Origin of the sequence: Frigoribacterium sp. PvP032 (assembly GCF_017833035.1) — a bacterium.
Taxonomy (GTDB): domain Bacteria; phylum Actinomycetota; class Actinomycetes; order Actinomycetales; family Microbacteriaceae; genus Frigoribacterium.
Map to the genome: position 1 here is coordinate 2,948,721 of NZ_JAFIBM010000001.1, position 25,466 is coordinate 2,974,186.

A 25,466-nucleotide genomic window follows, 5' to 3' on the forward strand; every position below is an offset into this window, starting at 1 on the left:
GGCGACGGCGCGACGAGCCCGCGGACACGCCGGTGGGTGGCCGGCGGGGCGTTCGGGTGGAGCTCGCCGCGGCTGACGCCGCGGGACTCTGGAATCTAACCCCCCGGACGGGGGTGTCGGCCCGTTCGTCCTCCGATGGTCACCCGTATCGGCGGTGAATCCACCCGCGACGGGTGAGCACCGACCCCCAGGACGAGGGCTCGGGGAACGGCCCCGTCAGCGGTAGTGCTGCTCGCCGCGCGCTGCCTTCTCCACCACGTCGCGGACGCGCGCCGCCCGTATCGCCGGCGTCTTGATCGACGCGAGCCGGAAGAAGACCCGGAACCGCTCCGTCTTCGTCAGCCCGGCGAAGAACGCGGCCGCTGCGGGATCGGCGTCGAGCGCGGCCCGCAGGTCGTCGGGAGCGACCGCGTCACGTTGCCGGTACGCGGCGTCCCACCGGCCGTCGGCCTTCGCGCGCTCGACCTCGGCGAGCCCCGCCGGCCGCATCCGCCCCTCCTCGACCAGACGGGCGACGTGCTCGCGGTTGATCTGCGACCACGGGCTGTTGCGGCGCCTCGGCTGGAACGCGGTGAGCATGTAGTCGTCGTCGAGCCGCGCGCCCTGCCCGTCGATCCAGCCGTGGCAGAGGGCGACGTCGAGCGCCTCGGACCAGGTCATGCCGGGCGCGCTGCTCGTCTTCTTGCGGAGCTTCAGCCGCACGCCCACGACGTCGTCGGTCGAGGCCAGCCAGTCCCACCACTGCTCGACCGTGAGCTCGAGCACGGGCTTGTCGGCGACGCTGACCATGGGGCGAGGGTAGCGGGAGCCGCCGACAGCGGCGGGCCTCGCGGCGGGTCAGCGGGTCAGCGGTCAGCGGGTCAGCGGGTCACGGGTCAGCGGCGCGCGCTGTCGAACGCGTGCAGCCCGAGCTCGCTGCTGAGCCGCTCCATCAGCACCGCTCCGCGGACGCTGGTGCCGAGCTCGTCGAGCGGCGGGCTGTACGACGCGGCGCCGAGCCGTCCCGGCGACGAGAGGACGAGCGCGCCCGAGACGCTCGACTTGGCGGGCACACCGACCTGGCGCATCCACCGGCCGGAGCCGTCGTAGACCCCGCAGGTCGCCATCACCGACACCACGTCGCGGGCGATCGCCGCCGAGACGACCTGCTCGCCGGTCACCGGGTTGCGCCCGCCGAGGGCGAGGGTCGCCCCCATGACGGCGAGCGCCTCGGCGTCGACGAGCACCGCGCAGGCACGGGCGTAGGCCGAGACGGCGTCGTCGGCCCCGACGTGCAGGGTGCCCTCCGAGCGCATCAGGTGCGCGAGGGCGTGGTTCCGGTCGCCGAGCAGCATCTCGCAGCCGGCCACGTCGTCGTCGACCTCGAGCTCCCGCCCCGCGAACGCGCCGAGGCCCCGGAGGGTCCGCTCGGCACGCCCGTCCGCGTCGCCGCCGTCGACGAGCGCGGCAGTGAGCAGGGCTCCGGCGTTGACCATGGGGTTCGGCGGACGCCCCGTGCCGCCCTCGAGCTTGATCGCGTCGAAGGCCTCGCCCGTCGGCTCGATGCCGACCGCGTCGATCGCCGCACCGTCGGTGTCGGCGAGCGCGAGGGCGAAGAGGAACGGCTTGACCGCCGACTGGATCGAGAACGCCTGTCGCGCGTCGCCCGCCGCCGTCACGGAGCCGTCGGGCCGCGCCAGCGCGATGCCCAGCCAGCCCGGGTCGGCCTCGGCGAGCTGCGGCACGCTGTCGTCCACCTCGCCGCCGCCCACGTCGCGGACGCCGTCCAGCAGCGCGGCCAGCCGCTCGTGCAGGTCGTCGTCGCGTGCTCCGCCGGCTCGTCGCGGGGAGGTGGCCGAGGAGGCGCGGGTCGAGGAGTCGGGATCGGTCACTCGCCCATCCTCCCGCGCCTCCTGCCTGCCGTCCCAGGCAGGCTCGTCGCACGATCCTTCCCCTCCCCTCTCCCCTCCCCCTCGCGCTCGCGCTCCCCTCTCCTCTCAAATTTGCGCGTGATCCGTCGGTCGACGGCGGGCGCGACCGCTGAACTGCGCCGAAGAACCGCGGATCACTCTCGCTTTCGGCTGCCGAGCTGAGCTGAGGTGCTGGGCCGCGGCGGCTCACCCGGCGCGACTGAGCCGCGTCGGCCAGACTGGGCTGGTGAGCACCCCGCACGACTCCGTCGAGATCCGCGCCCTGCCCTACGACCACGCCGACGTGCAGCGGCTCGTCGAGGGGCTCCAGCAGCTCTACGTCGAGCTGTACGGCGGACGCGACGACAGCCCGATCGACCGGTCCGAGTTCGAGCTGCCGCGCGGCACGTTCGCCGTCGCCTACGACACGGCGGGCGACGCGGCGGGCGACACTGCCGAGGGCCCGGCCGGCGACGCACCGGCACCGGTCGCGATGGGCGCGTGGCGCCTCCTGCCCGACGGCCGCGCCGAGCTCAAGCGCATGTTCGTCCGACCCGACCAGCGCGGACGCGGGCTCTCCCGGCTCGTGCTGAGCTGGCTCGAGCAGTCCGCCCGCGAGGCCGGCGTCGTCGACATGGTGATCGAGACGAACACGGTGCACGCCGAGGCGATCCGCCTCTACGAGTCGGTCGGCTACGCGCCGATCCCCGCCTACGGGCACTATGCGGACGAGCCGGAGACCGTGTCGCTCGGGCGGTCGCTCGCCGAGCGCGACTGAGCCGGACACGGCCGACCCAGCCCGCGCCTCCTCGGCTCGCCGGCCCTCGGCCCCGGGGCTCCAGGGCTCCGGGTCCGGGTTCCGTAAAGCGAGAGACATCCGACCGTGAGGACGCCCCGGAGGCGGGCGCCGGGCCCGCCTCGGAGCGGATCACTCTCAAATTACGGGGGGGGGGGGGGGGGGGGCACGCCGCGCTGCGGGACTGCAGGGCTGCGGGCGGGGCGCTCCGGAACCGCAGGCGGCGACCTGCGCCCCCCTCGACGCGGCTCAGCCCTGCTCGAACCAGCCGCGCGGGTGCATGTCCGCGGTGAGGTCGCGCCGCGACTGGGTCGGCCGCGCCCAGCGCACGCCGTTCGCCAGCACCCGCCGGATCTCGGGCTGGTGGTACACCGGGTACTCCTGGTCGCCGGGCGAGAAGTAGAACAGCTTGCCGAGCCCGCGCCGCCAGGTCGCCCCCGAGCGGAACACCTCGCCGCCCGTGAAGGTCGACAGGAAGATCAGCTCGTCCGGCGTCGGGATGTCGAAGAACTCGCCGTAGGTCTCCTGCTCGGGGATCACCAGCGGGTCGGGCACGCCCTCGGCGATCGGGTGCGTCGGCGCCACGGTCCAGACGAGCTCGCGCTCGGCCTCGTTGCGCCAGCGCAGCGAGCAGGTGGTGCCGAGGAGGCGCGTGAACGGCTTCGAGTAGTGCCCGCTGTGCAGCACGATCAGGCCCATGCCCGCCTGCACGTGCCGCACGACGCGCTCGACGACCTCGTCTGCGACCTGCTCGTGGGCGATGTGCCCCCACCACAGCAGGACGTCTGTGGCGGCGAGCCGCTCCTCGGTGAGCCCGTGCTCGGGATCGGCGAGGGTGGCCGTCGAGACGTCGACCTCGTCGCCGAGCAGCTCGACGAGGCCGTCGGCGACAGCGCCGTGGATGCCGTGCGGGTAGTTCCGGGCGACGGTCTCGTCACCCCGGGTCTCGTGGACGTTCTCGTTCCAGACGACGACCCGGGTCGGGGCGGCCGAGTTCGCTGCTGCGGCGCTCATCGGACGCCCCCCTCGGAGCCGGAGCCGGAGCGGACGGTCGCCTCGACCTCGTCCTGCGGCACCTCGACCTCGCGGCCCTGCTCCGCCGAGGCGTAGATCGCGTCGACGACGCGGCTGCGGTGCAGCGCGTACTCGCCGTGCCGCCCCTGGTAGCGGGCCTCCCCGCCCTCGGGCGCCGCGCCTCCTGCGCCCGACCGCACCGAGGCGATGAACCCCTCGATGACGGTGCGGTGGTGCCCGGCCGGCACGTGGACGGCCGGCCGCGTCTCGGCGGGCTGGCCGAGCACGTCGGAGTAGAGCGTCAGCGTGCCGTCGGTCGCGTAGTCGTCGACGTGCAGGCGTGCGCCGCCGGTGGCGCCGAGCAGCTCGACCTCGATGTCCTCGTGCACCTTCGAGTACGAGGCCCACGACGCCTGCAGCAGCAGGCTGCCGCCGTCGTCGAGGCGGAGCAGCGCGCTCGAGAAGTCCTCGACGTCGAAGGCCGACCCGGTCGGGGCCGACGAGACGCCGTAGACCCGACCGCCGCGCCCGGCCGCGCCGAGGACGCCGTACGCGACGGCGGAGACGCTCGTCACGCGGGGCTCGCCGAGCAGGTGCAGGGCGATGTCGAGCACGTGCGAGCCGAGGTCGATCATCGGGCCGCCGCCGGACGCCTCCTTGTTCGTGAACCACGAGCCCATGCCGGGCACGCCGGCCCGCCGCATCCAGCTCGCGCGGGCGTGGTAGACGTCGCCGATCGGGTCGTCGGCCAACCAGTCGGCGAGGAAGGCGACGTCGGCCCGGCGGCGGTGGTTGTAGGCGACCTCGAGCACCCGGTCGGCGTCGCGCGCGGCTCGGACCATCTCGGCGGCGAGGTCGCCGGTCGTCGCGAGGGGCTTCTCGCAGAAGACGTGCTTGCCTGCGCGCAGGGCAGCCATCGCGATCGGGTGGTGCAGCGCGTTGGGGACGCCGATCGAGATGACGTCGAGGTCGACCATCGCGACGACGTCCTCCCAGTCGGTGACCAGCCGCTCGACGCCGTAGGCGCTGCCGAGCTCCTGCAGCCGGGCCTCCTCCTGGCCGGCGAGCGCGACGACTCGTGCGCCCGGCAGGGACGAGAACGCCTCGAGGTGCGTGGAGCCGGCGAAGCCGAGGCCGATCACCCCCACACGCAGGTCGCTCGGGTCGGCAGGGTCGGTCGGGCGGGTCTGGTCGGACGTCATCGTTCCCTCTCGTCGTGCGGCGCTGCTCGCGGTGCGTGCTGGTCCGGCGGCCGTCCGACGGACGCGACGCAGCGCCATCCCCTCCACCGTACACAGCCGCCGGGACGGCAAATGCCGACCGGCGAGGGTCGACCCGCCGCTCACGTTCTTCGCCACGTGGCGTGTCGGACCCTCACGGTCGGCATTTGCGGAACGGCCGCAGCCGCGCGCTGCTACAGCGTCGCGAGCGCCGCGTTCAGCGTCGCCGACGGCCGCATCACGGCCTCCGTCGCGGCGGCGTCCGGGTGGTAGTAGCCGCCGATCTCGACGGCGGTGCCCTGCGGCGCGATCAGCTCGGAGACGATGGTCTCCTCCTGCCCGCCGAGCGTCTCGGCGAGCGACGCGAAGGCCGCCGCCAGCTCGGCGTCGTCGGTCTGGGCAGCGAGCTCGTCGGCCCAGTACTTCGCGAGGAAGAAGTGGCTGCCGCGGTTGTCGATCGAGCCGAGCTTGCGGCCGGGCGACTTGTTCTCGTCGAGGAACGTGCCGGTCGCGCGGTCGAGCGTGTCGGCCAGCACCTGGGCGCGGGCGTTGCCGGTCGAGGTGGCCAGGTGCTCGAAGCTCACGGCCAGCGCCAGGAACTCGCCGAGGCTGTCCCAGCGCAGGTAGTCCTGGTCGACGAGCTGCTGCACGTGCTTCGGCGCCGAGCCGCCGGCACCGGTCTCGAACAGGCCGCCGCCGTTGATCAGGGGCACGACCGACAGCATCTTGGCCGAGGTGCCGAGCTCCATGATCGGGAACAGGTCGGTGAGGTAGTCGCGCAGCACGTTGCCGGTGACCGAGATCGTGTCCTCGCCGCGGCGGATGCGCTCGAGCGAGAAGGCCATCGCGTCGACGGGCGACAGGATCTCGATCTGCAGGCCGTCGGTGTCGTGCTCGGCGAGGTAGCCGCGCACGAGCCCGATCAGGGTCGCGTCGTGGGCGCGGGTCTCGTCGAGCCAGAAGACGGCGGGCGTGCCGCTGGCACGGGCGCGGGTGACGGCGAGCTTGACCCAGTCGCGGATCGGGACGTCCTTCGTCTGGCAGGCGCGCCAGATGTCGCCGGTCGCGACCTCGTGCTCGATCAGCACGTCGCCGGCCTCGTTCAGCACGCGGACGGTGCCGTCGGAGGGGATCTCGAAGGTCTTGTCGTGCGAGCCGTACTCCTCGGCGGCCTGGGCCATCAGGCCGACGTTCGGCACGGAGCCCATCGTCGCGGGGTCGAACGCGCCGTTGGCCCGGCAGTCGTCGAGCACGGCCTGGTAGATCCCGGCGTAGCTGGAGTCGGGGATGACCGCGAGCGTGTCGTGCTCCTCGCCGTCCGGGCCCCACATGTGGCCGGAGGTGCGGATCATCGCGGGCATCGAGGCGTCGACGATCACGTCGGACGGCACGTGCAGGTTGGTCGTGCCCTTGTCGGAGTCGACCATGGCGAGGTCGGGCCCGTCGGCGATGCCCTGGTCGAAGGCGGCGCGGATCTCGTCGCCGTTCGGCAGCGAGGCGAGCCCCTGCAGGATGCCGTTGAGGCCGTTGGCGGGGTCGAGCCCGGCTGCGCGCAGGTCGTCGCCGTACTTCTCGAACACCTGCGGGAAGAACGCCCGGATCACGTGCCCGAAGAGGATCGGGTCGCTGATCTTCATCATCGTGGCCTTGAGGTGCACCGAGAACAGCACGCCCTCGGCCTCGGCCCTGGCGATCTGCGCGGCGAGGAACTCGTGCAGCGCCGCGACGTGCAGCACCGTGCCGTCGACGACCTCGCCGGCGAGCACGGGGATCGACTCGCGCAGCACGGTGGTCGACCCGTCGGCGCCGACGTGCTCGATGCGCAGCACGTCGTCGGCAGGCATCACGACGGTCTTCTCGTTCGAGCGGAAGTCGTCGACGCCCATGGTCGCGACGTTCGTCCCGCTCTCGGCGGTCCAGGCGCCCATGCGGTGCGGGTGCTTCCGCGCGTAGTTCTTGACCGAGAGCGGCGCACGGCGGTCGCTGTTGCCCTCGCGGAGCACCGGGTTGACGGCGCTGCCCTTGACCTTGTCGTAACGGGCCTTGACGTCGCGCTCCTCGTCGGTCGAGGGCGAGTCCGGGTACTCGGGCAGGTCGTAGCCCTGCCCCTGCAGCTCGCGGACTGCGGCCTTCAGCTGCGGCATCGACGCCGAGATGTTCGGCAGCTTGATGATGTTGGCCTCCGGCGTCTTCGCCAGGGCCCCCAGCTCGGCGAGCGCATCGCCCTGTCGCTGCTCGTCGGTGAGCCGCTCCGGGAACTGGCTGATGATGCGTCCGGCCAGCGAGATGTCGCGGGTCTCGACGTCGACCCCCGCGGTGCGGGCGTACGCCTGGACGATGGGCAGGAACGAGTAGGTCGCCAGCATCGGCGCCTCGTCGGTGAGCGTGTAGATGATCGTGGCCATGCGGCAGGTGCTCCTCTGGTGTCGCGCGTGCGTGCGGTCGCCCCCACGGTACTCGGCGGGGGTCTCTCGACATCAAGATACATGCCGCCTCCGACACCGGCCTGAAGAGCCTGCAGGAGGTGCGCGAGACGACCGAAGGAGGCGCGGCCCGCCTCAGCGAGGCAGCGGCGACTCGATCACTCGCGAGGTCGCCGACACGACGACCTCGACGCCGGGGAGCTGCCCGCCCGCGCGGTCCTGCAGCACCGCGGCGACGCGGGCCAGCGTCACCGGCGTGGGCGTGCCCACGTCGGTCGCGACCGAGGCGGCGACGCTCAGCACACCCCCGGTCAGGACGACGTCCACGAGCCCGCGGGGCCCGCCGCCGTCGATGCCGTCGGCCACGGCGGTGATCGCGGCGACCACGACCGGACGGGCGTCGAGCACCTCGACGACGCCCTCGACCCCGCGCAGGGCGTCGGTCAGGTCGAGCGAGAGATCGTCCAGCGACACGTCGTCCAGCGGGGCGTCCTCGACCGGCTGGTCGTCCAGGGCAGGGTCCTCGATGCTCATCGCGCGCCTCCTTCGTCCAGCCACACGTCGTCGACGACGACGTGCACGGCAGCGACCTCCAGCTCGGTGTGCAGCGCGAGGGCCGAGACGGCCGCCGCGCGCAGGGCGCCGGCCGCCTCGCGCAGCGGGACGCCGTACCGCGCGGTCATCGTGAGCGTCACCACGATCGGGGCGCCCGCCTCCGTGACGTCGCCCTCGAGCTCGCTCGACCGCACGACGACGCCGTCGACGGCGTCGCCGACCTGACGGAGCAGCCCACGGACCGCGGCCTCGGTCACGCCGAGGCGCACTCCGGGATCGGGGTGCCGGAGGGGGATCTCGCGTCCGCCCACGACCTCGGCCTTGATCGAGTCGATCAGCCCGGTGATCCAGGTGTCGTCGCGGGACGGCAGGCGCGACGCCTCGTCCTCGAGGGCCGAGAGGGAGAGGCCGCGGACCCGCTCGAGTGCCCGGAGCGCCAGCCGGCACTCGGCGCTCGCCTCGATCTCGGGGTCGCGGGGAGACCGGCCGCGGTCGAGGTAGTCCTCGAGCTCGTCCAGGGTCCGGCCGTCCACGAGCTCGTCGTCGACGTCGTGGTCGCTCATCGCCAGGCCTCCATCTCGTGGAGCAGGAACTTGCGGGCCCGGGCGATCTGCCCGCGCACGGTGGACACGGGGAGCTGCAGGGCCTCGGCGATCTCCGCGTACGACCAGCCGCCGGTCTCCCGCAACAGCCAACACCGTCGCTGGTCGAGCGGCAGCTTGTCGAGAGCGGTCCACATGGCGTCCAGCTGCAGCCGCGACTCGACGACGCGGTCCGGCGCCGCGGAGCGGGACGCCGGGGCGTCGTGGGCGTCGATGTCGTCGTGGTCGCGCCGGACGCGAAGGCGGTCGATGCTCTTGTTGCTCACGATCCGCATCAGCCAGGGACGCAGCCGGGACGGGTCCTCGAGGTCGGACAGGCGCCTCCACGCGGTGAGGAACGCGTCCTGCACGACGTCGTCCGACTCGAGGTCGGTGCCGAGCAGCCGTCCGGCGTAGACGCGCATCAGCGGGCCGTGCCGGCGGGCGACGACCTCGAAGGCGTGCACGTCGCCGTCGCGGGCCCGCACCGCGAGGGTCGCGTCGGTCGCGGACGAGAGCGGGTCGACGACGGGCTCGGGGCCAGGGGCCTCGTCGGGCGTCGCGGTGCCGGAGATGACGCCCTCCTCCGGCTCGGCCCTGCGGCCGAGGTCACGGCCGTCGCGTCTCCGAGGATGCCACCGCGTGCGGCGCGGGCGTCCACCACTGGCCGATGCCCGAGTGGGCGGGTGCGGCGAGGCGCTGCCGGCGCGACCCTTCTGCCCCTGTTCTGGGGCGCCTCCTCGACCAGTCGATCCCCCCACGAGTGCCGAAGATCCTTCATGTCCTGTGGATCTGTGACGTTCTCGCCCCGGCGGACGTCTTGAAGGTGCACGAGCCCCTCACCAGGAGGCGCGCGCAGCAGGGCAGAGCACTGAGAGGACCACGCATGACCACGACGAGCACAGGACCCGTCACCACGGCGCGACCCACCACCGACGCCGACGCCCCGATCCCGTTCCGCCGCTCGGAGGAGGGCGGCGACGACCTCGGAGAGGCGGCCGCCCGGCTCGAGGAGCTCTACGGCGGTCGCCGCTTCCGGGTGCGCACCAGCACCGAGCCGTTCCGCTGGCGCTACGCGTCGGCCGGCGACGACCGGCTGAGCCTCCGCACCTCGACGATCACCGGCCACCTGCAGGGCGACGTGCCCTGGTCGACCGAGTACGTGATGTCGTGGTTCCGGCACGGCAGCGGCACGCTCTCCAGCCGCGGAGGCTCGTTCGCGAGCATCGGCGGCGAGCCGTTCCTGCTGCCGGCCGAGACGTCGTTCTCGTTCACGCTCACGCCGCACCGCAACTCGCTGGTGCACGCGTCCGCCGAGTTCCTCGAGCAGGTCGCGACCGAGCGACACGGCGGCCCGCCCCAGCGCGTCCTCTTCCAGCCGGGGCCCACGCTGTCGGCCGAGGCCCTCGCCGCCTGGCGCACCAGCGTCTCGGGCGCCACGGCCGCCGTCGTCGACGAGGACGTCCCGCCGCTGACCCGGCTCGACGGGCAGCTGACGTTCGCGCGGGCGATGCTCGACCTGTTCCCGTGGCGCGCCGTCGACGTGCCGCGGAGCATCCGCACCCCGCGCACGGCCCGGCTCCGCGAGGCCGCCGAGTACGTGCACGCCTACGCCGACCAGGCCATCACCCCCGCCGACGTCGCGAACGCCGTGGGGATGCACACCCGCACCCTGCAGCAGGCGATGAGCACGCATCTCGGCATGTCGCCGACCAGCTACCTGCGACAGGTGCGGCTCGACCGCGCCCACCGCGAGCTGCTCGACGCGTCGCCCCGCGAGGCGCTCGTCTCCGAGGTGGCGCGGCGCTGGGGCTTCGGCAACCTGGGCCGCTTCTCGGCCGCCTACCTGGCCCGCTTCGGCGAGTACCCCCGCGACACCCTGGCCCGCTAGGGCCCCCACGAACCAGGGAGGCGACGGCCCTCGTCCAGAAAACGAGCCCCGCCTCCCCGGATGCTGAGAGCAAGCTGAACGACCGTGACACCCCCAGCCCTCGATGCGTCTGAATGATGAGTCCCACACCGGGGCCCCAGATGACCACCCGGTCGTCCACACGAACAACCCACGCACACCACGAACTGAGGAGCACCACATGACCAACGTCGCCCCCGCCACCAACTCCGTCGCGAAGCACACCTCCGACGCCGCGGGCAAGAACACGATCGCCGACGGCGTCGTCTCGAAGGTCGCCGGCATCGCCGCCCGCCAGGTCCCCGGCGTGCACGACCTGGGCAACGGCGCCGCCCGTGCCATCGGCGCGATCCGCAACGCCATCAACCAGCAGGACCGCGGCCAGGGCGTCTCGGTCGAGGTCGGCGAGAAGCAGGTCGCTGCTGACATCGTCATCGTCGCCGAGTACCCCGTCGACCTGCAGCAGGTCGCCGACGAGGTCCGCTCGTCCGTCACCGACGCCATCTCGCAGGTCGTCGGCATGGAGGTCACCGAGGTCAACGTCACCGTCTCCGACGTGTACATCCCCTCCGAGGACGACAACGACTCCGACGACAGCCGCGTCCAGTGATGACTGCGACGAACAGAGGCATGCTCGTCGGCGCGGTCCTCGCGCTGGCGGCCCTGCAGTTCGGCTTCGGAGGCCTCCTCCTGGTCGCCCTCGCGATCGTGATCGGCTACTTCGTCGGTCGCTTCACCGAGGGCAAGCTGGACGTCCGCGGTGTCGCGGACGCCCTCCGCGGGCGGCGGTCCTCGTGACCGCGGCGGTGACGGCCGACCAGGCCTCCCACGGCCGCACCGTGATCACGTCGCGCGCCGTGCGCCGTGTGGTGTCGGCCGTCACCGCGGAGGCACTGGACGCCAAGGCGTCCGACGTGTCCGTGGAGCTGACCGACCGTGACGGCGGGCTCACCCTCGTCGCCAAGGCACCCGTGCGCATCACGCCGCTCGGCCTGCCGAACCGCGCGTCGGGCACCCTGCTGGACCGGCTCACGTCGGCCCAGTCCACCATCCGGGAGCGAGTCCTGAAGCTCACCGGCACCGAAGTCGAACGCGTCGACCTGCAGATCACCGGCGCCGAGCTCAGCCAGAGGAGGCGGGTCTCATGAGCACCAGCACCACCTACGGCCGCATCCTCCGCCGGGAGACGCACTCGTCGAGGTCCGGCATCGCCGTGACCCTCGCCGTGCTGCTCATCCTGGTGTTCGCCTGGATCGGCACCGAGTCCGTGCTCGCCGCCGTCGGCACCGCGCCCCTGCTGGTCGCTCCCGCCGACGCTGCGTCCGCGGTCCTCGGGGCAGCCGGCGCACCGGTCGGCATCCTGACCGCGATCGGCGCCGTCGTCGCGATCATCGGCCTCGTGCTGATCGTCGTGGCGTTCGCACCCGGTCGACGCGGTCGCCGTGCCGCCGGGGCCGACCGCACCGCCGCCGTCGTCGACGACCGGGTCATCGCCCGCTCGCTCGCCCGCACCGCCAGCTTCGCCGGTGACGTCCACCCCGACCGGGTGAGCGTCAGCGTCGGCAAGAAGGTCGCGCTGGTCGAGATCGACCCCGTCACGGGACGAACCGCCGACCTCCGCAGCATCGAGGAAGCGGTCCGCGACGAGATCTCGGGCTACGACTACACCCCGGCGCTCCGCCCTCGCGTGAAGTTGTCCAAGAAGAAGGGCAAGGTCGGCCGATGAACGACACCAACCGCGGGCTCAACCGCTTCGTCGTGTTCCTCGTGGGCCTCGTGCTCCTCCTCGCCGGCGCTGCCGTCGCGGTGGGCGCCCTCTGGCCCGACGTGCAGCAGACGGTCTCGGACGGCGCGTCCGACGCGGAGGGCCAGGTGACGGACGCCCTCTCGGGAGGCCAGGTCTGGATCCTCTGGGTCGCCGCAGCTGTCTGCGCCGTGCTGATCGTGCTGCTCGTCGCGTTCATCGTCCGTCAGGGCGGCGGCCGCACGAGCACGCTGATCGACCTCTCCGAGTCGGACGGCAGCCACTCGCCGACCGGCGGCCACGTGGTCGTGGACGCGAAGGTCGCCGCGAACGTGCTCGAGGAGGCCCTGTCGAACACGCCGGGCGTCCTCGCCGCCGACGTCGTCGCGTTCCGCGTCAAGGGCGAGAACGTCCTCCGCGTGACCGTGGACGCCCGCCGCGGCGCCTCGCCGGTCGACCTGCGTCGCGCAGTCGACGAGGCCGTCGTCCGCTGGGACGAGCTGCTCGGCACGGTCACCCCGGTGGTCGTGCAGATCAACGGCGGCCTCCGCACGCAGATGTCGTCGGCCACGCGCCTCGACTGACGCCGCAGCACCCCGCACCACCCCGGACGGCCCTCGCTCTCACACGAGGGCGGGGGCCGTCCGCGTCCCGCCAGGGACGCCCGCGTCGACCTCGGCCACCAGGCCGACCTCGACCACCCCGTCGCCCTCGACGCCCGGGAGCAGCCACCGGCGCTCCCCCCAGACTCCGGACCTCGCGGTCCGCACCCTCCAGGAAGGACGGCCCCTCGTGACCGACTCCGCGCACCACGTGACCCCCATCGACCTCGACGACGCAGGCCCCGCCGAGGCGGAGACGCCCGAGCAGGCCCTGCACCGCATGATCGCGGTGACCGCCCTCGGCACGACGGGCGTCCACAAGCTCGGCACCACGGCCGCCCGCGTGGCCGGTGCCCTCCGCACCGCTGTCGGCGCCACCTCCACCCCCGGCATCCGCACGAGCACCACCGACGCCGGCCTGCTGGTCGAGGTGTCGGTCGTGGCCGAGTACCCCGCGAAGGTGACCGACGTCGCCGACCACGTCCGCACCGCCGTCCAGCACGCCGTCGGCCAGGTCGGGGACGAGGCCGTCACGGTCGACGTGGCCGTCACCGACGTGCACGGCCCGTTCGACGAGGCCGACGAGGCCCGTCGTCAGGCCGCCGCCGAGAAGCGCAAGGCCGCCCTCGCCGATGCCCGCGACTCGGCGAAGGCCAAGGCCGGACAGGTCCGCGACACCGTCGCCGACCGCGCCGGCCAGGTGGGCGACGCCCTGAAGGAAGGGGCCGACAAGGCCTCCGACACGATCCAGGAGAAGGCCGCCCAGGTCGCCGACAAGGCGGACGAGGTCCGCGTGGCCGCGTCCGACAAGGCAGACGAGCTGGGCGACCAGGCGAGCCGCAAGGCCGACGAGCTCGGCGACCAGGCGCGTGACCTCCGCGACGAGGCGAGCCGTCGCGGCGACGACGCGGCAGCGAGCGCAGGAGGCGCGGCCTCCGACGCGAAGGACGCTGCCGGCGACCTGCTGGACGCCGCCCGCACCCGCGCCGCCGACGCGCTCGACTCCCTCTCGGACGCCTCCGACCGGGCCGGCGACGAGCAGGACCGCGACCGTGCCGAGACCGCGAGCGACGCCTCCTCGTCGACCCGCACCTCCTCGACGGGCTCGGACGCTGCCTCGGACGACGTCGTCACCGACGTGCCCGACGGGACGACCGTCACGGTCACCGTCGAGGACGGCGACACGACCGTCGTCGTGGACACGGCGGACGACGCTCGCCGCGACGGCGACGACCAGGGCACCTCCGCCCGCTGATCCGCTGCACCTGGCCCGCAGCACCTGACCCGCACCACCTGACCGCGAGAGGCGACGACGATGTTCGGACGCACCACCATGTCCACCCGACGGGCCCGGCCCCGGGCCGTCTGGGCGGCGCTCGTCACCTCCGCGGTGCTCTGCTTCCTGATCGTCGTGGGGGTCTTCGTGCCCGTCCTCGGCCTCATCGGAGCAGCGGACGGCGGCACCGCCGGGGCGCTCGACGTGCCGGTCGGCTCGATCGCCGCGGCGGCCGTGATCGGCTACCTGCTCGCGGTGGTGCTGCTGGCGCTGATCCTCGTGGTCCGCAACGGCGCGCTCGCCTGGGTGCTCGGGGTCGCCGCCGTGATCTCGACGCTGCTCGTGTCGCTCTGGCCGCTGCTCGCGACCGCGCTCGCGGGCGTCGACCAGGCGCGCGACGTCGGACCCTTCATCCAGGAGCTGCTGCAGCGCTTCAGCTGATCTGCTGCGCTCCTCCTCCGCACCGCCGCTGCGTTGCTGTACCGCTGCTGCGTCGCTGTACCGCTGCCGCGTCGCTCATTCTGCCGAGGGCGGGTCGCCGGGCTCGAGGGCGGGTCCTCCGTGACCCGCCCTCGGCGCAGGCGACCCGCCCTCGACGTGGTTCGCGCGCGCGACTCGGTGCCGCGGCTCAGCAGCGCAGCGGGTCGGCCCAGCGCAGCGCGGCGCACCGCGGCGCAGCAGCGCAGCTCAGCTCAGCGCTGGAGCTCGGCGAGCAGCAGCTCGACGCGGCCGCGGATCTCGTCGCGGATCGGGCGGACGGCCTCGATGCCCTGACCGGCAGGGTCGGCGAGCTCCCAGTCCTCGTAGCGCTTCCCCGGGAAGATCGGGCACACGTCGCCGCAGCCCATCGTGACGACGACGTCGGACGCGTGCACCTGCTCGGTGGTCATCAGCTGCGGCACGGCCGTCGAGATGTCGATGCCGACCTCGGCCATGGCCTGCACGGCGACGGGGTTGATGCTCGCACCTGGCTCGGACCCGCCCGACCGCACCTCCACGGCGCCGTCGGAGAGCGAGCGGGTGAAGCCCGCGGCCATCTGCGACCTCCCCGCGTTGTGGACGCAGACGAACAGGACGACGGGCTTCGGGCTCATGCCGTCATCCTGGCCGACGCACCTCGCCCGTTGCTGAGGGCGGGTCCTCTGCGTCGAGGGCGGGTCCGCGACGACCCGCCCTCGACGCAGACGACCCGCCCTCGACGAGATCCACACGTGCTCGCGACGCAGACGGCGAGCTCAGGCCGAGCCGAGCAGCACGCCGAGCACCCCGGCGCCGACGGCGAGCACCAGCACGCCGAGACCGTAGACGATCCCCGGCCCCCAGCGCCGCTCGGCCAGCAGCCGCACCGTCTCGACGCTCGCGGTGCTGAAGGTCGTGTAGCCGCCCATCAGGCCGCCCCCGAGCACGAGCAGCCACTCCGGTGCGAGAGCCGAGGAGGCGGCGAGCCCGGTGAGCAGGCCGAGCACGAACGAGCCCCCCACGTTCACCACCGCCGTGGCGAGCGGCAGCCGCGTCGACACTGCCGCGCGGACGGCGCCGTCGACCACGAGCCGCAGCGCTGCGCCGACGCCGCCGGCCAGCGCCACGACGACGAACAGCCAGGGCGCGATCACGAACGACCCCGGCGGCCGCGCGCGAGCACGGCGCCGAGCGCGATGCCGCCGCCCGCGGCGAGCGCCCCGACGACCACCGACCCGACGGCGTACGCGACGGCCACCCCCGCGTGCCCGTCGAGCAGCAGCCCCGTGTCGACGGCGAGCGCGCTGTAGGTCGTGAAGCCACCGAGCACGCCCGTGCCGACGAACAGGCGGAGGTCGCGGCGGCGTCCGCGGTCGGGCCCGCGACGGAGCAACGTCTCGAGCAGCAGCCCCAGCGCGAACGAGCCCACCACGTTGACGACGCCGATCGTGACGGGCAGACCGTCGGCAGCCGCAGGGAAGGTCAGGGCCAGTGCCTCCCGGGCCCCGGTGCCGAGGGTCCCGCCGACGAAGACGAGGCCGAGCGACCGCCAGCGCAGGTGCACCGGCCGGGCCGACGCCTCCTCGTCTCGCAGGTCGCCGTCCCCGGGTTCGGCCGGCGGCGGTGCGGTCACGCGTGCCTCCCCGGTCTCGTGCCGACGGGCGCGGCACCTCGGCAGTCAACCACGCACGAGGGCCCCGGGTCGGCGACGACCAGGGGCCCTGCACGAGCGAGCTGCTGCTGTCGCTGTCGCTGTCGCCTAGAGCTCGATCTTCTGGTTGTCGGCGTCCAGCGCGTCGCCGGTGACCTTCGACTTGACGAACGAGAGGGCCGAGGCGACCTTGCCGCCGGGGCTGTCCCAGTACTCGGCGCTGTCGGCGGAGAACTTGACGAGTCCGACAGTCGGGTCGGACGGGCCCTCGGGGAACCACGCCTCGACGCGGCTGTTCCACAGCTGCTCGAGCTTCGAGTGGTCGTCGACGACGGCTGCGGTGCCGGCGAGCGAGACCCACGAGTCGCGGGCGCTGAGGGTGACGCCGACGGTGTCCTTGCGCTGGAGGTGCGCGACGGCCGTCGAGCCGAGGCCGACGATGAACCAGAGGTCGCCGTCGAACTCCGTCTCCTGCAGCGTCATAGGGTGCCCGACGAGGGCCCCGTTCTCGTCGATGGTGGTGAGCATCGCGAAGTCGAAGTCGCCCAGCAGCTTCGCGAGCTTGGCGACGTCGTCGTGATGGGTGGTGCTGGTGCTGTCGGCCACGAGTGGCTCCTTCCGTCCGTCGGCCTGGGGCCGACACGAGTCGAGCGGGGGGTGGTGCTCCGCCCACACTGCTCCCCCGGGCGCCCCGGATGCACGGCTGCCGACGCGGGACCTCGGAGACCGTTCCCAGCCGGGTGCGTGTCTGCCGCGTGGAGGAGCCGCGACGTACGCTGTCCGTGCACGCTGCCCCACGCACGTCCCCCGGCGCGAAGGACTCCCATGCGACACGACGGTCACCCCGACGACCTGCCTGCCGACCTGCCAGAGGGCGGTCCGGCGACGGGTCCCGACGAGGAGGCGCGCGAGACGGGGCGGGAACGGCCGGTGACCGACGCGGTCGCCCAGGAGGCGCCTCCTGCGTCCGACCTGGACGCCTGGTCCGAAGAGAGGCACCGCGAGCTCGAGCTGTACCTCGAGCACGACCGCGAGGTCGAGGCCCTGCGGCAGCGGGAGCTCGCCGCCGCCGAGCGCGAGCGCGCCGCGCGTGCCGCCCGCCTCCGCGAGGCCGAGCTGCCGCCGGAGCTGCGCGACCTGGACGACGACGACTGGGTCCCCGGGCGTCGCCGCCGTCTCGTCATGGGCACGTCGCGGGTCGTCGCGGCGATCGCCCTCCTCGCGGTGCTGGCCCTGGCCGTCACCGCGGTCTTCTAGGCGGCTCGCACCTCTTCGACTCCGGGCATCCGGGCAGCTCGGGCACCGGGCAGCTCGGGCACCGTCGAGTGAACGGAACACCGCCGAAGTGGGCGGTGCCCGGTTCACTCGGCGGCGCTAGAGGACCTCGGCGTCGTAGCGGGCGCGGGCGCGTTCGACCTCGGGAAGGTTCCGGCTCGTCCAGGTCAGCAGGGCGTCGACCAGCTCGTTGAGCGAGTCTCCGATCGGGGCGATGCGGTACTCGATGGCGACGGGCCTGGTCTGCAGCACGACGCGCTCGACCATCCCGTTGCGCTCGAGTCGTCGGAGCGTGGCCGTCAGCGACTTCTGGCCGACCGCGGGCACGACCCGGCGCACCCCTGAGATGACCGTCCAGACCCTGAGCCCCGAGGGCATGTTCCAGCCAGTCCCCTACGACCACGTCTCGATCGCGACCGGCTCCCGGCATGTGCACGTCGCGGGCCAGATCGCCCGCGACGGCGAGGGCCGCCGTCTGTTCCCCGGCGATCTCGCGCGGCAGGTGGCCCAGGTGCTCCGGAACGCGCACCGCGGGCTCGCCGCCGCCGGGGCCGACTTCTCGGACGTCGTCCGGCTCCGCTTCTTCCTCACCGGCTCGACGCCCGCGATGTTCGCCGACTTCACGGCCGGCATCGCGCTGGTCGCCGACGAGCTCGACCTGCCGACTCCCCTGCCCCCGGTGTCGGCGATCGGCGTCGACTTCCTGTTCGAGCCCGACGTGCTGGTCGAGCTCGAGGCGTACGCGATCCTCGACTGAGGGGGCCTAGCCCAGCGCGACGACTCGAGGGCGTGCTGGGCCGGGCCGAGCCGGGCCGATGCCGGGGTGGGCCGAGTCGGCTACTCGCCGATCTCGTCGTCGTCCTGCGCGCTGAGGTAGAGCCGGTGGCTCGTGATGATCAGCGAGAGCCAGCCGGTGCCGGTCACCCAGCCGACGGCGACGTCGGTGAACCAGTGTGCGCCGAGCAGCACCCGCGAGAGACCGACGGTGACCGCAGCGGCGGCGGCCCCGCCGATGACGGCCACCTGCGGGCCGTTCTTCTCCTGCCGCAGGGCGACGAGGTACGCGAGCACGCCCAGGATCGTCGTCGTGTTGAGCGTGTGTCCGGAAGGGAACGACGGCGACTTCTCGAACGGCGGGATCGCCTCGTGCCGCGGCGGGCGGTTGCGGGCGATCAGCTTCTTGCCGATCACCGTCATGGCGAGCGACCCGGCCCCGGCGGCGACGATCAGGGTCACCGGGTTCGCGCGCCGGTCGCGCACCCCGAAGGCCACGGCCGCACCGACCGTGAGCGCGGGCATGGCGATCGGGCCGAACACGTGGGCGAGGGTCGCGGCGGCGCCGTTGACGACGGGAGAGCGGAGCGCCTTCGCCTTCTCGAGCGCCGGTCGGTCGAGGCGTCCGATGCCGTCGCGATCGGTCACGCCGTCGTAGATGTAGGCGGCACCCACGGTCGCCGCCGCGAGGATGCTCCCGCCGACGGCGAGCGTGGCGACGAGCGCGCGGCGAGCACCGACGCGCTTCGCGATCTCTCGGTGCTGCGAGGCGAGCCGCCGGCCCGCCGGTGTCCGCCACTCGGTGAGGTCGCGGGGCCCGATGCGGCGGTCGGGTCGACTGCCACCGACGGCGGTCGGACGTGCGGTTGCCGAGCTCGAGGTGCGGGTCATCTCGTCAGTCTGACCTGCTCGGGCCCTGGGCGGCCCAGTCGTCGTAGCCGACGACGCCCGAGAAGTCCGGCCCGCCGCCGGATGCGACCGGCAGGAACGAGCCGTCGTCGTACCGCGGCCACTGCAGCATCCGCTGCCCAGGGCGGGCGTACGCGGTCGCCGGGGGCCGGAAGCCCTCGGAGGAGGGGCCAGTCAGGGACACGGACGCCGGCGCAGTCCCACTCGCAGTCACCGACGCGGGTGCTGGGCCAGGCGCGGGCCCCGACGGCCCTGCGAAGAGCTGGTACCCGAGCGGCACGAGCACCGTGCCGAGGGCGTCGAGCACGGCGACGACCCCCACCGCGCGCCAGTACGGCTCGCCGGGGTCGAGCGACGTGAACAGGAAGGGCAGGGTCAGCAGCACCGCGAGCGTGGCCACGAGCACGAGGGTCACGCTCGTCACGACCGACATGACCGGGTAGCGGAGACGCGCGCCGGTGGCCAGCACGAGGTGCACGTGCAGCAGGGCGACACGGGCGATCGAGGCGACGACGAGCCAGCCCCCGAAGCCGTCGAAGGCCGACCACGGCTCGTAGGCGTACGGGTCGGCGGGAGCCCGGTCCGGAGCCCAGATCTTGACCATGCCGGCGACGAAGAGGTAGATCGAGACCGCGAAGCTGACGAGGGCGAACGGCGTGCTCCGCTTCGAGGACACGTCAGCGTCGTACCAGGAGAACAGGGCGAAGGCGGTGAAGAGCACGGCGGTCGCGATGAGGCGCCACGAGGTCTCGCCGAAGGTCGCGGTGGCGATCGACACGATCGCGACGACGGCAGCGACCACGAGGGAGGCGATCACCACTCGCAGCATGATCGGTCGGACGCGTCCGAACGGGAACGTGGTCGTCATGGGCAGGTCTCCTCGGTGTCGGCGATCGACGTGACCACGACCCTGGCACGAGATCCCCGCCCGGCATGCTCCCCCGAACGAGTCCCGTGCAGAACGCGCCCGCGCACCGGGCTGGGGACGAGCGACGACGATGCCGAAAGGCGCTCTGCGCTTCGTTACGAATTGCTATATTATAGCAATTCATCACGAGGAGACCTGTGCCCCTGAACCCGTTCACCCCTGGCGCCGGCACACGGCCCTCCATCTTGATCGGCCGCGAGCCGCAGCTCGCCCTGGTCAGCAACCTCGCCGACCTGGTCGAGGCAGGTCGCCCGTCCAACCCTGTGGTCTTCACGGGTCTCCGAGGGGTCGGCAAGACCACGCTCCTCCACGAGGTCGGCGCCGAGCTCCGGCGTCGTGGCTGGCTGGCCGGCTACTACGAAGTCCGACGCGACGTCGAGCCAGGCGCAGCTGTGCGGTCGATCGTCCGTGACAGCGCAGATCTCGCCCGAGGCAAGCTGCGCAAGGCGCTGTCGGCCGGCGGCCACTCGATCGACGGCATGACGCTGACCCTCGGCCCTGCGGGCTTCGGCTTCACCGTGCAGTCGGCCGGTGCACGCGACGAGGCTGCCGACCCCTACCCGGAGCTCGTCCGGTTCCTGCGCGTGCTCGGCCGCGACGCCCGTCAGGGCGGCGTCGGCGTCGCTCTGCTCGTCGACGAGCTCCAGGTCTTCCGGAAGCGGGACGTGGCCGTTCTCGTCCAGGCCCTCTCGGCTCTCAAGGACGAGCCGATCGTGCTGATCGGCGCGGGCCTGCCCTACCTCGCGTCCGAGCTCTCGAAGGCCAACACGTACGCTGAGCGGTTCCGGTACGAGCTCATCGATCGACTGGACCAGTCCGACGCCGCCGCCGCTGTCGTCGATCCGGCGCTCACCCTCGGGACGACGTGGGACGCGGCGGCCCTCGAGCGGGTGCTCGAGCTGGCCGACGGCTACCCGTACTTCCTCCAGCTCTACGCGAGCGAGTCGTGGGACGCGGCGGCCGGCGCGGCCCGCATCGAGACCGAGCACGTGGAGGCGGCGATCCCGGCCGTCCGGCGCCAGCTCGACGCCGGTCTCTACGCCGCCCGGTACGACCGCTTGTCGGAGCGGGAGCGAGAGTACGTGGACACGATGGTCACCGTCGCCGACGCGACCTGCCCTGACATGGTCGGCTCGCCACGCGTCGAGTCCGGTGCCGTGGCCGACGAACTGGACAAGTCGCTCTCGCAGCTCGGCACGACCCGAGATCGCATCATCCGCAAGGGGATCATCCACTCGCCCGCCTACGGCCTCCTCGAGTTCTCGGTCCCTGGCTTCGCCGACTACGTCCGCCGCCGTACGGGCCGAGCCTGACCGGGCCGAACGAGCCGCAGGAGGTGCGGACCGGGTCCCGATGACCCGGCCCGCACCTCCTGCGCGCCCTGCTAGTCGCCCTTCACGTTGACGATCTGCCGCAGCGTGTGGCGGATCGTCACGAGCTCGGCCGCGTCGGCCATCACCTGGTCGATCGGCTTGTACGCCGCGGGGATCTCGTCGAGGAAAGCGTCGGTGTCGCGGTACTCGATGCCCTCCATCGCGGTGCGGAGCTCGTCGTGCGTGAACTTCTTGCGGGCGGCGCTGCGCGAGTACGCCCGGCCGGCGCCGTGCGGCGACGACTCGAGGGCGACGGGGTTCCCCCTGCCCTCGACCACGTAGGAGGCGGTGCCCATGCTCCCGGGGATCAGCCCGGCCTGCCCCGCCCGCGCCGAGATGGCGCCCTTGCGGCTGAGCCAGACGTCCTTGCCGAAGTGCCGCTCGCGCTGCGTGAAGTTGTGGTGGCAGTTGATCCGCTCCTGCTCCTGCACGGGCGAGCCGACCCAGTCGGCGAACTGACGCACCACCCTGTCCATCATCTCCTCGCGGTTGAGCAGGGCGAATCGCTGCGCCCAGCCGAGCTCGACGATGTAGCGGTCGAACTCGGCCGTGCCCTCGACCAGGTAGGCGAGGTCGGGGTCGGGCAGCGTGATCCACCACGTCTTCATCGCCGCCTGGGCGATCTCGATGTGCGCCTGGGCGATCTTGTTGCCGACGCCCCGGCTGCCCGAGTGCAGGAACAGCCAGACCGCATCCGTCTCGTCGAGGCTGACCTCGATGAAGTGGTTGCCGCTGCCCAGCGTGCCGAGCTGCAGCTGCCAGTTGCGGGCGTACGAGGCCGGGTCGAAGCCGGCCGCGGCCGCGAGCGCCTCGAGCTCGGCGACGCGCGGCTCCGCGGTCGCGACCACCTTGCGGTTGTAGGCGCCGGCCGAGGTCGGCACGGCCCGCTCGATCTGCTCGCGCAGCGGCTTGCGGTCGGTCGGCAGGTCGGCCGCCGTGAACTGCGTGCGCACGGCGATCATGCCGCAGCCGATGTCGACGCCGACGGCGGCCGGCATCACGGCGCCGAGCGTCGGGATCACCGACCCGACGGTGGCGCCGAGGCCCAGGTGGGCGTCGGGCATCAGTGCGAGGTGCGGGTAGATGAACGGCATCGTCGACGTCGTCCTGGCCTGCTGCGCGGTCTTCTCCTCGAGCAGGCTCGCCCAGCTGAACAGCCGGGCAGTGATCTTCTCCATGGTCCTCTCGGTCCTCTGTGGGGTGGGGGTGTCGTCGTCCGGGGCGGACGGACGCACTCCGACCCTGCAGTGTCGGTGGATGCGAGAGATGCGCCCCGGCCCTCGTGGGCGCGGGGCGTCGGGTGACGCGGGCGGCCTACGAGAGGGTGTCGAGTTCGAGCACGGGCTGCTCCTGCTGCTCGTGCAGTGGGTGCTGCACGAGATACCAGGCAGGGTCACGGCCGTCGAGGAGGCGCGGTGCACGGATGTCGGTCAGTGTGCGGTTCGACACGTGCGGTCCTCTCTCTCGGGGTGCTCGACGTCGACGAGGCGACGGGCGTGCCGACTGTCGGCACGAGAGGCGACAGTACAGCCCGGGCGTGTCGCTGTCCACATCCCGGGCGTGTCGCGGCGTCGGCGACGGCCGGCAGCCGGCAGCCGGCAGCCGACGGTCAGCGATCGGCGCGGGCGTGCCGGTCGAGGAACGCGAACACCTCCGAGTCGTCGACCCCCGGGAACGACCCCGTCGGCAGCGGCGACAGCACGTGCGCGTGCAGCCGCGCGCTCGGCCAGTCCCTCCCCTGCCACCGGCCCCGGACGTCCCCGTCCGGGCGGGTGCAGCAGGCCTCGTCGGGGCAGGTCGACGTCGTGCGCAGCGTCGTCTCGCGCCCCCGGAACCACGCCGCCTCGCGGAACGGCACGCCGAGCGTGATCGAGAAGGCGTCCGCACCGGTCGACCCGGTCTGGGTCGAGCACCAGAAGGTGCCCTCCGGCGTGTCCGTGTACTGGTGCAGCTCGGTCCTCCGGTTCTGTCGGTCGAACGCTCCGCGTGCGCTCCAGCGTCGGCAGACGACCTGCCCCTCGACCGCGCCCGTCACGTCGGCGGGCAGGCGCAGGCCGTCGTTCGCGTACGCCTTCTGCAGGGCCCCGTCGTCGGCCACGCGCAGGAAGTGCAGGGGCATGTCGAGGTGCGTCGTCGCGAGGTTCGTGATCCGCAGCGCGGCGGACTCGTGGGTGGTCCCGAAGGCGTCGGTCCCGGAGCGCTCAGCTCGCCGCTCCCCCTCGGATGCGCTCCAGGTCGTGCCGCACACGGTCGGCGCATGTCCCGTCCGCATCGGGCACGGCATGTGCAAGGTCGCCGACGGCACGGAGCAGGGCGCCCCGAGCGCGCCTCTCCTGCCAGGTGACGCCGCGTCGGACGAACCTCCGCCTGGCGTGGCGCGTGCTGCACGCGGCGTCGGATTCCTCTCGGGTGATGACGCCCGTGGCCACCTCAGGGGCGAGGACGGTCCGCATGTCGTCCTTCTCCGGCCGCACCGCGAACCGGAAGACCAGGACGACGGCGACACCGACGGCAGCCATGATGCCCAGCTCCAGGACGATGCTCCAGTCCACGAAGGGGCCCAGGATGCCGCTGACGCTGTCCCACGCACTGTGGAAGAGCATCGCGAGCAGCATCAGACCGACACCGGGCAGGACTCGTCGCCGCTGGGCGGGGCTGCCGATCAGGAGGAACAGGCCGGTGGCGAAGATCGCCGAGTAGGCGAGGTGCCCCGCGACGCCGGTCACGAGGCGGAGGACGAGGACGAAGAAGGCGGAGCGGAAGGGGTCGGTCCCGAACTGCGCGCCAGCACTCTGGGTGACGTAGAGCAGATCCTCGACGACCTCGAAGCCGAGTCCGATGAACGCCCCCAGGATGAACGCGTCGAAGGTGGTGCGGATGACGCGTGACGCGAGCGTGATGAGGAGGACGAGCCCGATGCCCTTGGAGAACTCCTCGGTGACGGGGGCGGTGAGCCCGGCGCCCCAGTCGGCGGCGAATGCCTGGCCGAAGTTCTTGCCCCACAACGTCAAGACCGCGTCGTTGGCCTGGATGGCGAAGAAGAAAGTGGCCGCGAGGCCTCCCCACACCACGGCGTGCACCGCGAGCGCGGCAGGCAAGGTCGAGTAGCGGTCCATCGTGTGGGTGATCCACCAGCAGAGCGCGGCGTAGAGCGCCAGCATGAAGCCGTCGATCACGACCGTGGAGGCGAAGGGACGCGCGGCACTGCCGAACACGGTGGCGGCGTGCCACGCTCCGCCCAGCGCGAGCACCCAGAAGACCCAGAAGGCCGCGTTGCGAGGCTGGTAGACCGTGAAGCGCTCGCCCCAGCCGGATCGTGCGACGACTTCGGCCCGTGCGTCACGGAGGAGCCTGAGCTCGGCAGTCGACACGGCGGCAGCGGCACGAGAACCGTCGTCCGCACGTCGGCGCGGCCAGAAGTCCAGGCGGATCATGCGGGCACCTCCACGACCTGGATGCTCGACAGTGCGGCGCCGATCAGGTCCGCCCTGGTCGTCGGGGTGTCCGCCGGTGTGCGGACGACTACCTCGATGCCGACCCCGTCGACGGTGAACGCCGCGATCGCGCCGTCCGCGCCGACGTCCTGGAACTCGCTGATCACGCCAGGGATGCCCGACGCGGTCGTCAGCGAGCTCGCTGCGCCCCTGATGGCCATGGCGCTGTCGCCCCGGTCGATGTCACGGATCTGTTCGAGCAGCTGCTCGGGTGTGCCCGAGAAGTCGTCGGCGGTGACCGAGATCGAGGTGGACCCGGTGAACACCGCCGCCGTGTCGGGGTAGCTGCCTCCCGCGGGCAGCGCGTCGGTCAGGACACCCTGGCTGATCCCCCAGCCGGCCGGGGGCGTGAACTGCACGCCGGTGCCGAGGGTCATCGTCTGCCCTGCGGGGACGGTCTCCTCGTAGGACACCAGGGAGTCGACCCAGGGGATGCCCCAGTGCATGACGGCCGCGGAGGCCAGGACGATTCCGGCGGGCAGCAGGGTCTTCGGGTCCATGCCGGCGAAGCGCCGGTCGGCCGGCACCCAGCGGTCGACGCTCTCGTCAGTGGTCGAGGTCGTCATCGACGTGTCCGATCTCTTCGTGGTGCGT

At 72.8% G+C, this 25,466-nt stretch carries 31 protein-coding genes and 1 pseudogene; 12 read left to right on the top strand and 20 right to left on the bottom strand.

The genetic code is table 11. From position 1 onward, the window contains the following. Positions 1 to 216: 216 nt before the first annotated feature. Both JOE35_RS13515 and glsA read right to left on the bottom strand, forming a co-directional pair. Positions 217 to 789, bottom strand: coding sequence for a YdeI family protein (locus tag JOE35_RS13515; RefSeq protein WP_209561492.1), 573 nt, complete (start codon positions 787 to 789; stop codon positions 217 to 219). Positions 790 to 875: 86 nt separating this feature from the next. Further along, positions 876 to 1,871: a glutaminase A gene (glsA, locus tag JOE35_RS13520; protein ID WP_307803095.1), complete on the bottom strand. Its 996-nt coding sequence runs from the start codon at positions 1,869 to 1,871 to the stop codon at positions 876 to 878. A 265-nt stretch (positions 1,872 to 2,136) separates the two neighbouring features. On the opposite strand from glsA, the gene JOE35_RS13525 reads away from it, so the two are divergent. Further along, positions 2,137 to 2,667: a GNAT family N-acetyltransferase gene (locus JOE35_RS13525; RefSeq protein ID WP_209561493.1), complete on the top strand. Its 531-nt coding sequence runs from the start codon at positions 2,137 to 2,139 to the stop codon at positions 2,665 to 2,667. Between the two features lie 267 nt (positions 2,668 to 2,934). On the opposite strand, the gene JOE35_RS13530 is transcribed toward JOE35_RS13525, so the two are convergent. The 6 genes from JOE35_RS13530 to JOE35_RS13555 all read right to left on the bottom strand — a co-directional run bounded on the left by JOE35_RS13530 (position 2,935) and on the right by JOE35_RS13555 (position 9,239). Beyond that, positions 2,935 to 3,699 carry a ThuA domain-containing protein gene (locus tag JOE35_RS13530; RefSeq protein WP_209561494.1) on the bottom strand — a complete coding sequence of 255 codons (765 nt, stop codon included), beginning with the start codon at positions 3,697 to 3,699 and terminating at the stop codon, positions 2,935 to 2,937. Then, on the bottom strand, positions 3,696 to 4,901 hold the full coding sequence (locus tag JOE35_RS13535) for a Gfo/Idh/MocA family protein (protein WP_209561495.1): 1,206 nt from the start codon (positions 4,899 to 4,901) through the stop codon (positions 3,696 to 3,698). Before JOE35_RS13535 ends, JOE35_RS13530 begins: the two co-directional genes overlap by 4 nt. Positions 4,902 to 5,113: 212 nt before the next feature. Next, complete coding sequence (locus JOE35_RS13540) at positions 5,114 to 7,324, bottom strand: NADP-dependent isocitrate dehydrogenase (RefSeq protein ID WP_209561496.1); 2,211 nt, start codon at positions 7,322 to 7,324, stop codon at positions 5,114 to 5,116. A 153-nt stretch (positions 7,325 to 7,477) separates the two neighbouring features. After that, positions 7,478 to 7,876, bottom strand: a complete 399-nt coding sequence (locus JOE35_RS13545) for a hypothetical protein (RefSeq protein WP_209561497.1) — start codon at positions 7,874 to 7,876, stop codon at positions 7,478 to 7,480. Next, positions 7,873 to 8,460, bottom strand: coding sequence for a hypothetical protein (locus tag JOE35_RS13550; protein ID WP_209561498.1), 588 nt, complete (start codon positions 8,458 to 8,460; stop codon positions 7,873 to 7,875). The genes JOE35_RS13545 and JOE35_RS13550 overlap by 4 nt, the downstream gene beginning before the upstream one ends. Further along, positions 8,457 to 9,239, bottom strand: coding sequence for a sigma-70 family RNA polymerase sigma factor (locus tag JOE35_RS13555; protein ID WP_307803096.1), 783 nt, complete (start codon positions 9,237 to 9,239; stop codon positions 8,457 to 8,459). The genes JOE35_RS13550 and JOE35_RS13555 overlap by 4 nt, the downstream gene beginning before the upstream one ends. A gap of 125 nt (positions 9,240 to 9,364) precedes the next feature. Between JOE35_RS13555 and JOE35_RS13560 the strand changes: the two genes are divergently transcribed. From JOE35_RS13560 to JOE35_RS13595, 8 genes are all read left to right on the top strand, one after another. Further along, positions 9,365 to 10,369: a helix-turn-helix domain-containing protein gene (locus tag JOE35_RS13560; RefSeq protein WP_209561499.1), complete on the top strand. Its 1,005-nt coding sequence runs from the start codon at positions 9,365 to 9,367 to the stop codon at positions 10,367 to 10,369. 199 nt (positions 10,370 to 10,568) lie between these two features. Next, positions 10,569 to 10,997, top strand: a complete 429-nt coding sequence (locus tag JOE35_RS13565; RefSeq protein ID WP_123547932.1) for an Asp23/Gls24 family envelope stress response protein — start codon at positions 10,569 to 10,571, stop codon at positions 10,995 to 10,997. Positions 10,998 to 11,017: 20 nt separating this feature from the next. Beyond that, positions 11,018 to 11,185: a DUF2273 domain-containing protein gene (locus JOE35_RS13570; RefSeq protein WP_369878311.1), complete on the top strand. Its 168-nt coding sequence runs from the start codon at positions 11,018 to 11,020 to the stop codon at positions 11,183 to 11,185. Beyond that, positions 11,182 to 11,535: a hypothetical protein gene (locus tag JOE35_RS13575; protein ID WP_133738387.1), complete on the top strand. Its 354-nt coding sequence runs from the start codon at positions 11,182 to 11,184 to the stop codon at positions 11,533 to 11,535. Before JOE35_RS13570 ends, JOE35_RS13575 begins: the two co-directional genes overlap by 4 nt. Next, positions 11,532 to 12,113: a DUF6286 domain-containing protein gene (locus JOE35_RS13580; protein WP_209561500.1), complete on the top strand. Its 582-nt coding sequence runs from the start codon at positions 11,532 to 11,534 to the stop codon at positions 12,111 to 12,113. Before JOE35_RS13575 ends, JOE35_RS13580 begins: the two co-directional genes overlap by 4 nt. Further along, positions 12,110 to 12,715, top strand: a complete 606-nt coding sequence (locus JOE35_RS13585) for a hypothetical protein (RefSeq protein WP_209561501.1) — start codon at positions 12,110 to 12,112, stop codon at positions 12,713 to 12,715. The genes JOE35_RS13580 and JOE35_RS13585 overlap by 4 nt, the downstream gene beginning before the upstream one ends. A 208-nt stretch (positions 12,716 to 12,923) precedes the next feature. After that, entirely contained in the window at positions 12,924 to 13,988 is a 1,065-nt protein-coding gene (locus tag JOE35_RS13590) for an Asp23/Gls24 family envelope stress response protein (RefSeq protein ID WP_209561502.1), read from the top strand. A 60-nt stretch (positions 13,989 to 14,048) separates the two neighbouring features. Further along, entirely contained in the window at positions 14,049 to 14,450 is a 402-nt protein-coding gene (locus tag JOE35_RS13595) for a hypothetical protein (protein WP_209561503.1), read from the top strand. A gap of 251 nt (positions 14,451 to 14,701) precedes the next feature. Here the strand turns inward: JOE35_RS13595 and JOE35_RS13600 are convergent, their stop codons facing one another. From JOE35_RS13600 to JOE35_RS13615, 4 genes are all read right to left on the bottom strand, one after another. Further along, the gene (locus tag JOE35_RS13600) at positions 14,702 to 15,103 is read right to left on the bottom strand and encodes an arsenate reductase ArsC (RefSeq protein ID WP_209561504.1); all 402 of its coding nucleotides are present in this window, start codon (positions 15,101 to 15,103) and stop codon (positions 14,702 to 14,704) included. Positions 15,104 to 15,244: 141 nt separating this feature from the next. Further along, complete coding sequence (locus tag JOE35_RS13605; RefSeq protein WP_209562088.1) at positions 15,245 to 15,619, bottom strand: CrcB family protein; 375 nt, start codon at positions 15,617 to 15,619, stop codon at positions 15,245 to 15,247. Next, positions 15,619 to 16,101, bottom strand: a complete 483-nt coding sequence (locus JOE35_RS13610) for a CrcB family protein (RefSeq protein WP_374099709.1) — start codon at positions 16,099 to 16,101, stop codon at positions 15,619 to 15,621. The genes JOE35_RS13605 and JOE35_RS13610 overlap by 1 nt, the downstream gene beginning before the upstream one ends. A gap of 126 nt (positions 16,102 to 16,227) precedes the next feature. After that, positions 16,228 to 16,725 carry a pyridoxamine 5'-phosphate oxidase family protein gene (locus tag JOE35_RS13615; protein WP_209561505.1) on the bottom strand — a complete coding sequence of 166 codons (498 nt, stop codon included), beginning with the start codon at positions 16,723 to 16,725 and terminating at the stop codon, positions 16,228 to 16,230. 219 nt (positions 16,726 to 16,944) lie between these two features. Between JOE35_RS13615 and JOE35_RS13620 the strand changes: the two genes are divergently transcribed. After that, the gene (locus JOE35_RS13620; protein WP_209561506.1) at positions 16,945 to 17,376 is read left to right on the top strand and encodes a hypothetical protein; all 432 of its coding nucleotides are present in this window, start codon (positions 16,945 to 16,947) and stop codon (positions 17,374 to 17,376) included. 117 nt (positions 17,377 to 17,493) lie between these two features. Here the strand turns inward: JOE35_RS13620 and JOE35_RS13625 are convergent, their stop codons facing one another. After that, positions 17,494 to 17,733, bottom strand: a complete 240-nt coding sequence (locus JOE35_RS13625; protein ID WP_307803097.1) for a helix-turn-helix domain-containing protein — start codon at positions 17,731 to 17,733, stop codon at positions 17,494 to 17,496. 7 nt (positions 17,734 to 17,740) lie between these two features. On the opposite strand from JOE35_RS13625, the gene JOE35_RS13630 reads away from it, so the two are divergent. Continuing rightward, the gene (locus tag JOE35_RS13630; protein ID WP_209561508.1) at positions 17,741 to 18,151 is read left to right on the top strand and encodes a RidA family protein; all 411 of its coding nucleotides are present in this window, start codon (positions 17,741 to 17,743) and stop codon (positions 18,149 to 18,151) included. Positions 18,152 to 18,231: 80 nt separating this feature from the next. On the opposite strand, the gene JOE35_RS13635 is transcribed toward JOE35_RS13630, so the two are convergent. Further along, positions 18,232 to 19,059, bottom strand: a complete 828-nt coding sequence (locus tag JOE35_RS13635) for a phosphatase PAP2 family protein (protein WP_209561509.1) — start codon at positions 19,057 to 19,059, stop codon at positions 18,232 to 18,234. Positions 19,060 to 19,063: 4 nt separating this feature from the next. Continuing rightward, positions 19,064 to 19,945, bottom strand: coding sequence for a hypothetical protein (locus JOE35_RS13640; RefSeq protein WP_209561510.1), 882 nt, complete (start codon positions 19,943 to 19,945; stop codon positions 19,064 to 19,066). Between the two features lie 197 nt (positions 19,946 to 20,142). Between JOE35_RS13640 and JOE35_RS13645 the strand changes: the two genes are divergently transcribed. Further along, positions 20,143 to 21,318 carry an ATP-binding protein gene (locus JOE35_RS13645; RefSeq protein ID WP_209561511.1) on the top strand — a complete coding sequence of 392 codons (1,176 nt, stop codon included), beginning with the start codon at positions 20,143 to 20,145 and terminating at the stop codon, positions 21,316 to 21,318. A gap of 71 nt (positions 21,319 to 21,389) precedes the next feature. On the opposite strand, the gene JOE35_RS13650 is transcribed toward JOE35_RS13645, so the two are convergent. From JOE35_RS13650 to JOE35_RS13665, 5 genes and pseudogenes are all read right to left on the bottom strand, one after another. Beyond that, positions 21,390 to 22,556 (bottom strand): RtcB family protein, encoded by a 1,167-nt coding sequence (locus JOE35_RS13650; protein ID WP_209561512.1) that lies wholly within the window; start codon positions 22,554 to 22,556, stop codon positions 21,390 to 21,392. Positions 22,557 to 22,692: 136 nt separating this feature from the next. After that, entirely contained in the window at positions 22,693 to 22,827 is a 135-nt protein-coding gene (locus tag JOE35_RS15915; RefSeq protein WP_280870036.1) for a hypothetical protein, read from the bottom strand. Positions 22,828 to 22,987: 160 nt separating this feature from the next. Then, positions 22,988 to 23,566 (bottom strand): annotated as a pseudogene (locus tag JOE35_RS13655) (XRE family transcriptional regulator); the annotation flags it as partial. A 13-nt stretch (positions 23,567 to 23,579) separates the two neighbouring features. Further along, entirely contained in the window at positions 23,580 to 24,812 is a 1,233-nt protein-coding gene (locus JOE35_RS13660) for a PrsW family intramembrane metalloprotease (protein WP_209561513.1), read from the bottom strand. Continuing rightward, entirely contained in the window at positions 24,809 to 25,438 is a 630-nt protein-coding gene (locus JOE35_RS13665) for a hypothetical protein (protein WP_209561514.1), read from the bottom strand. Before JOE35_RS13665 ends, JOE35_RS13660 begins: the two co-directional genes overlap by 4 nt. Positions 25,439 to 25,466 lie beyond the last annotated feature (28 nt).

What these genes read in the sequence shown, in the direction of transcription:
- JOE35_RS13640 (WP_209561510.1), bottom strand. Translation starts at nt 19,945, where the DNA reads ATGACGACCACGTTCCCGTTCGGACGCGTCCGACCGATCATGCTGCGA.
- JOE35_RS13580 (WP_209561500.1), top strand. Translation starts at nt 11,532, where the DNA reads ATGAGCACCAGCACCACCTACGGCCGCATCCTCCGCCGGGAGACGCAC.
- JOE35_RS13650 (WP_209561512.1), bottom strand. Translation starts at nt 22,556, where the DNA reads ATGGAGAAGATCACTGCCCGGCTGTTCAGCTGGGCGAGCCTGCTCGAG.
- JOE35_RS13570 (WP_369878311.1), top strand. Translation starts at nt 11,018, where the DNA reads ATGCTCGTCGGCGCGGTCCTCGCGCTGGCGGCCCTGCAGTTCGGCTTC.
- JOE35_RS13630 (WP_209561508.1), top strand. Translation starts at nt 17,741, where the DNA reads ATGACCGTCCAGACCCTGAGCCCCGAGGGCATGTTCCAGCCAGTCCCC.
- JOE35_RS13595 (WP_209561503.1), top strand. Translation starts at nt 14,049, where the DNA reads ATGTTCGGACGCACCACCATGTCCACCCGACGGGCCCGGCCCCGGGCC.
- JOE35_RS13600 (WP_209561504.1), bottom strand. Translation starts at nt 15,103, where the DNA reads ATGAGCCCGAAGCCCGTCGTCCTGTTCGTCTGCGTCCACAACGCGGGG.
- JOE35_RS13540 (WP_209561496.1), bottom strand. Translation starts at nt 7,324, where the DNA reads ATGGCCACGATCATCTACACGCTCACCGACGAGGCGCCGATGCTGGCG.
- JOE35_RS13530 (WP_209561494.1), bottom strand. Translation starts at nt 3,699, where the DNA reads ATGAGCGCCGCAGCAGCGAACTCGGCCGCCCCGACCCGGGTCGTCGTC.
- JOE35_RS13550 (WP_209561498.1), bottom strand. Translation starts at nt 8,460, where the DNA reads ATGAGCGACCACGACGTCGACGACGAGCTCGTGGACGGCCGGACCCTG.
- JOE35_RS13515 (WP_209561492.1), bottom strand. Translation starts at nt 789, where the DNA reads ATGGTCAGCGTCGCCGACAAGCCCGTGCTCGAGCTCACGGTCGAGCAG.
- JOE35_RS13585 (WP_209561501.1), top strand. Translation starts at nt 12,110, where the DNA reads ATGAACGACACCAACCGCGGGCTCAACCGCTTCGTCGTGTTCCTCGTG.
- JOE35_RS13565 (WP_123547932.1), top strand. Translation starts at nt 10,569, where the DNA reads ATGACCAACGTCGCCCCCGCCACCAACTCCGTCGCGAAGCACACCTCC.
- JOE35_RS13535 (WP_209561495.1), bottom strand. Translation starts at nt 4,901, where the DNA reads ATGACGTCCGACCAGACCCGCCCGACCGACCCTGCCGACCCGAGCGAC.
- JOE35_RS13665 (WP_209561514.1), bottom strand. Translation starts at nt 25,438, where the DNA reads ATGACGACCTCGACCACTGACGAGAGCGTCGACCGCTGGGTGCCGGCC.
- JOE35_RS13635 (WP_209561509.1), bottom strand. Translation starts at nt 19,059, where the DNA reads ATGACCCGCACCTCGAGCTCGGCAACCGCACGTCCGACCGCCGTCGGT.
- JOE35_RS13620 (WP_209561506.1), top strand. Translation starts at nt 16,945, where the DNA reads ATGCGACACGACGGTCACCCCGACGACCTGCCTGCCGACCTGCCAGAG.
- JOE35_RS13545 (WP_209561497.1), bottom strand. Translation starts at nt 7,876, where the DNA reads ATGAGCATCGAGGACCCTGCCCTGGACGACCAGCCGGTCGAGGACGCC.
- JOE35_RS13660 (WP_209561513.1), bottom strand. Translation starts at nt 24,812, where the DNA reads ATGATCCGCCTGGACTTCTGGCCGCGCCGACGTGCGGACGACGGTTCT.
- JOE35_RS13560 (WP_209561499.1), top strand. Translation starts at nt 9,365, where the DNA reads ATGACCACGACGAGCACAGGACCCGTCACCACGGCGCGACCCACCACC.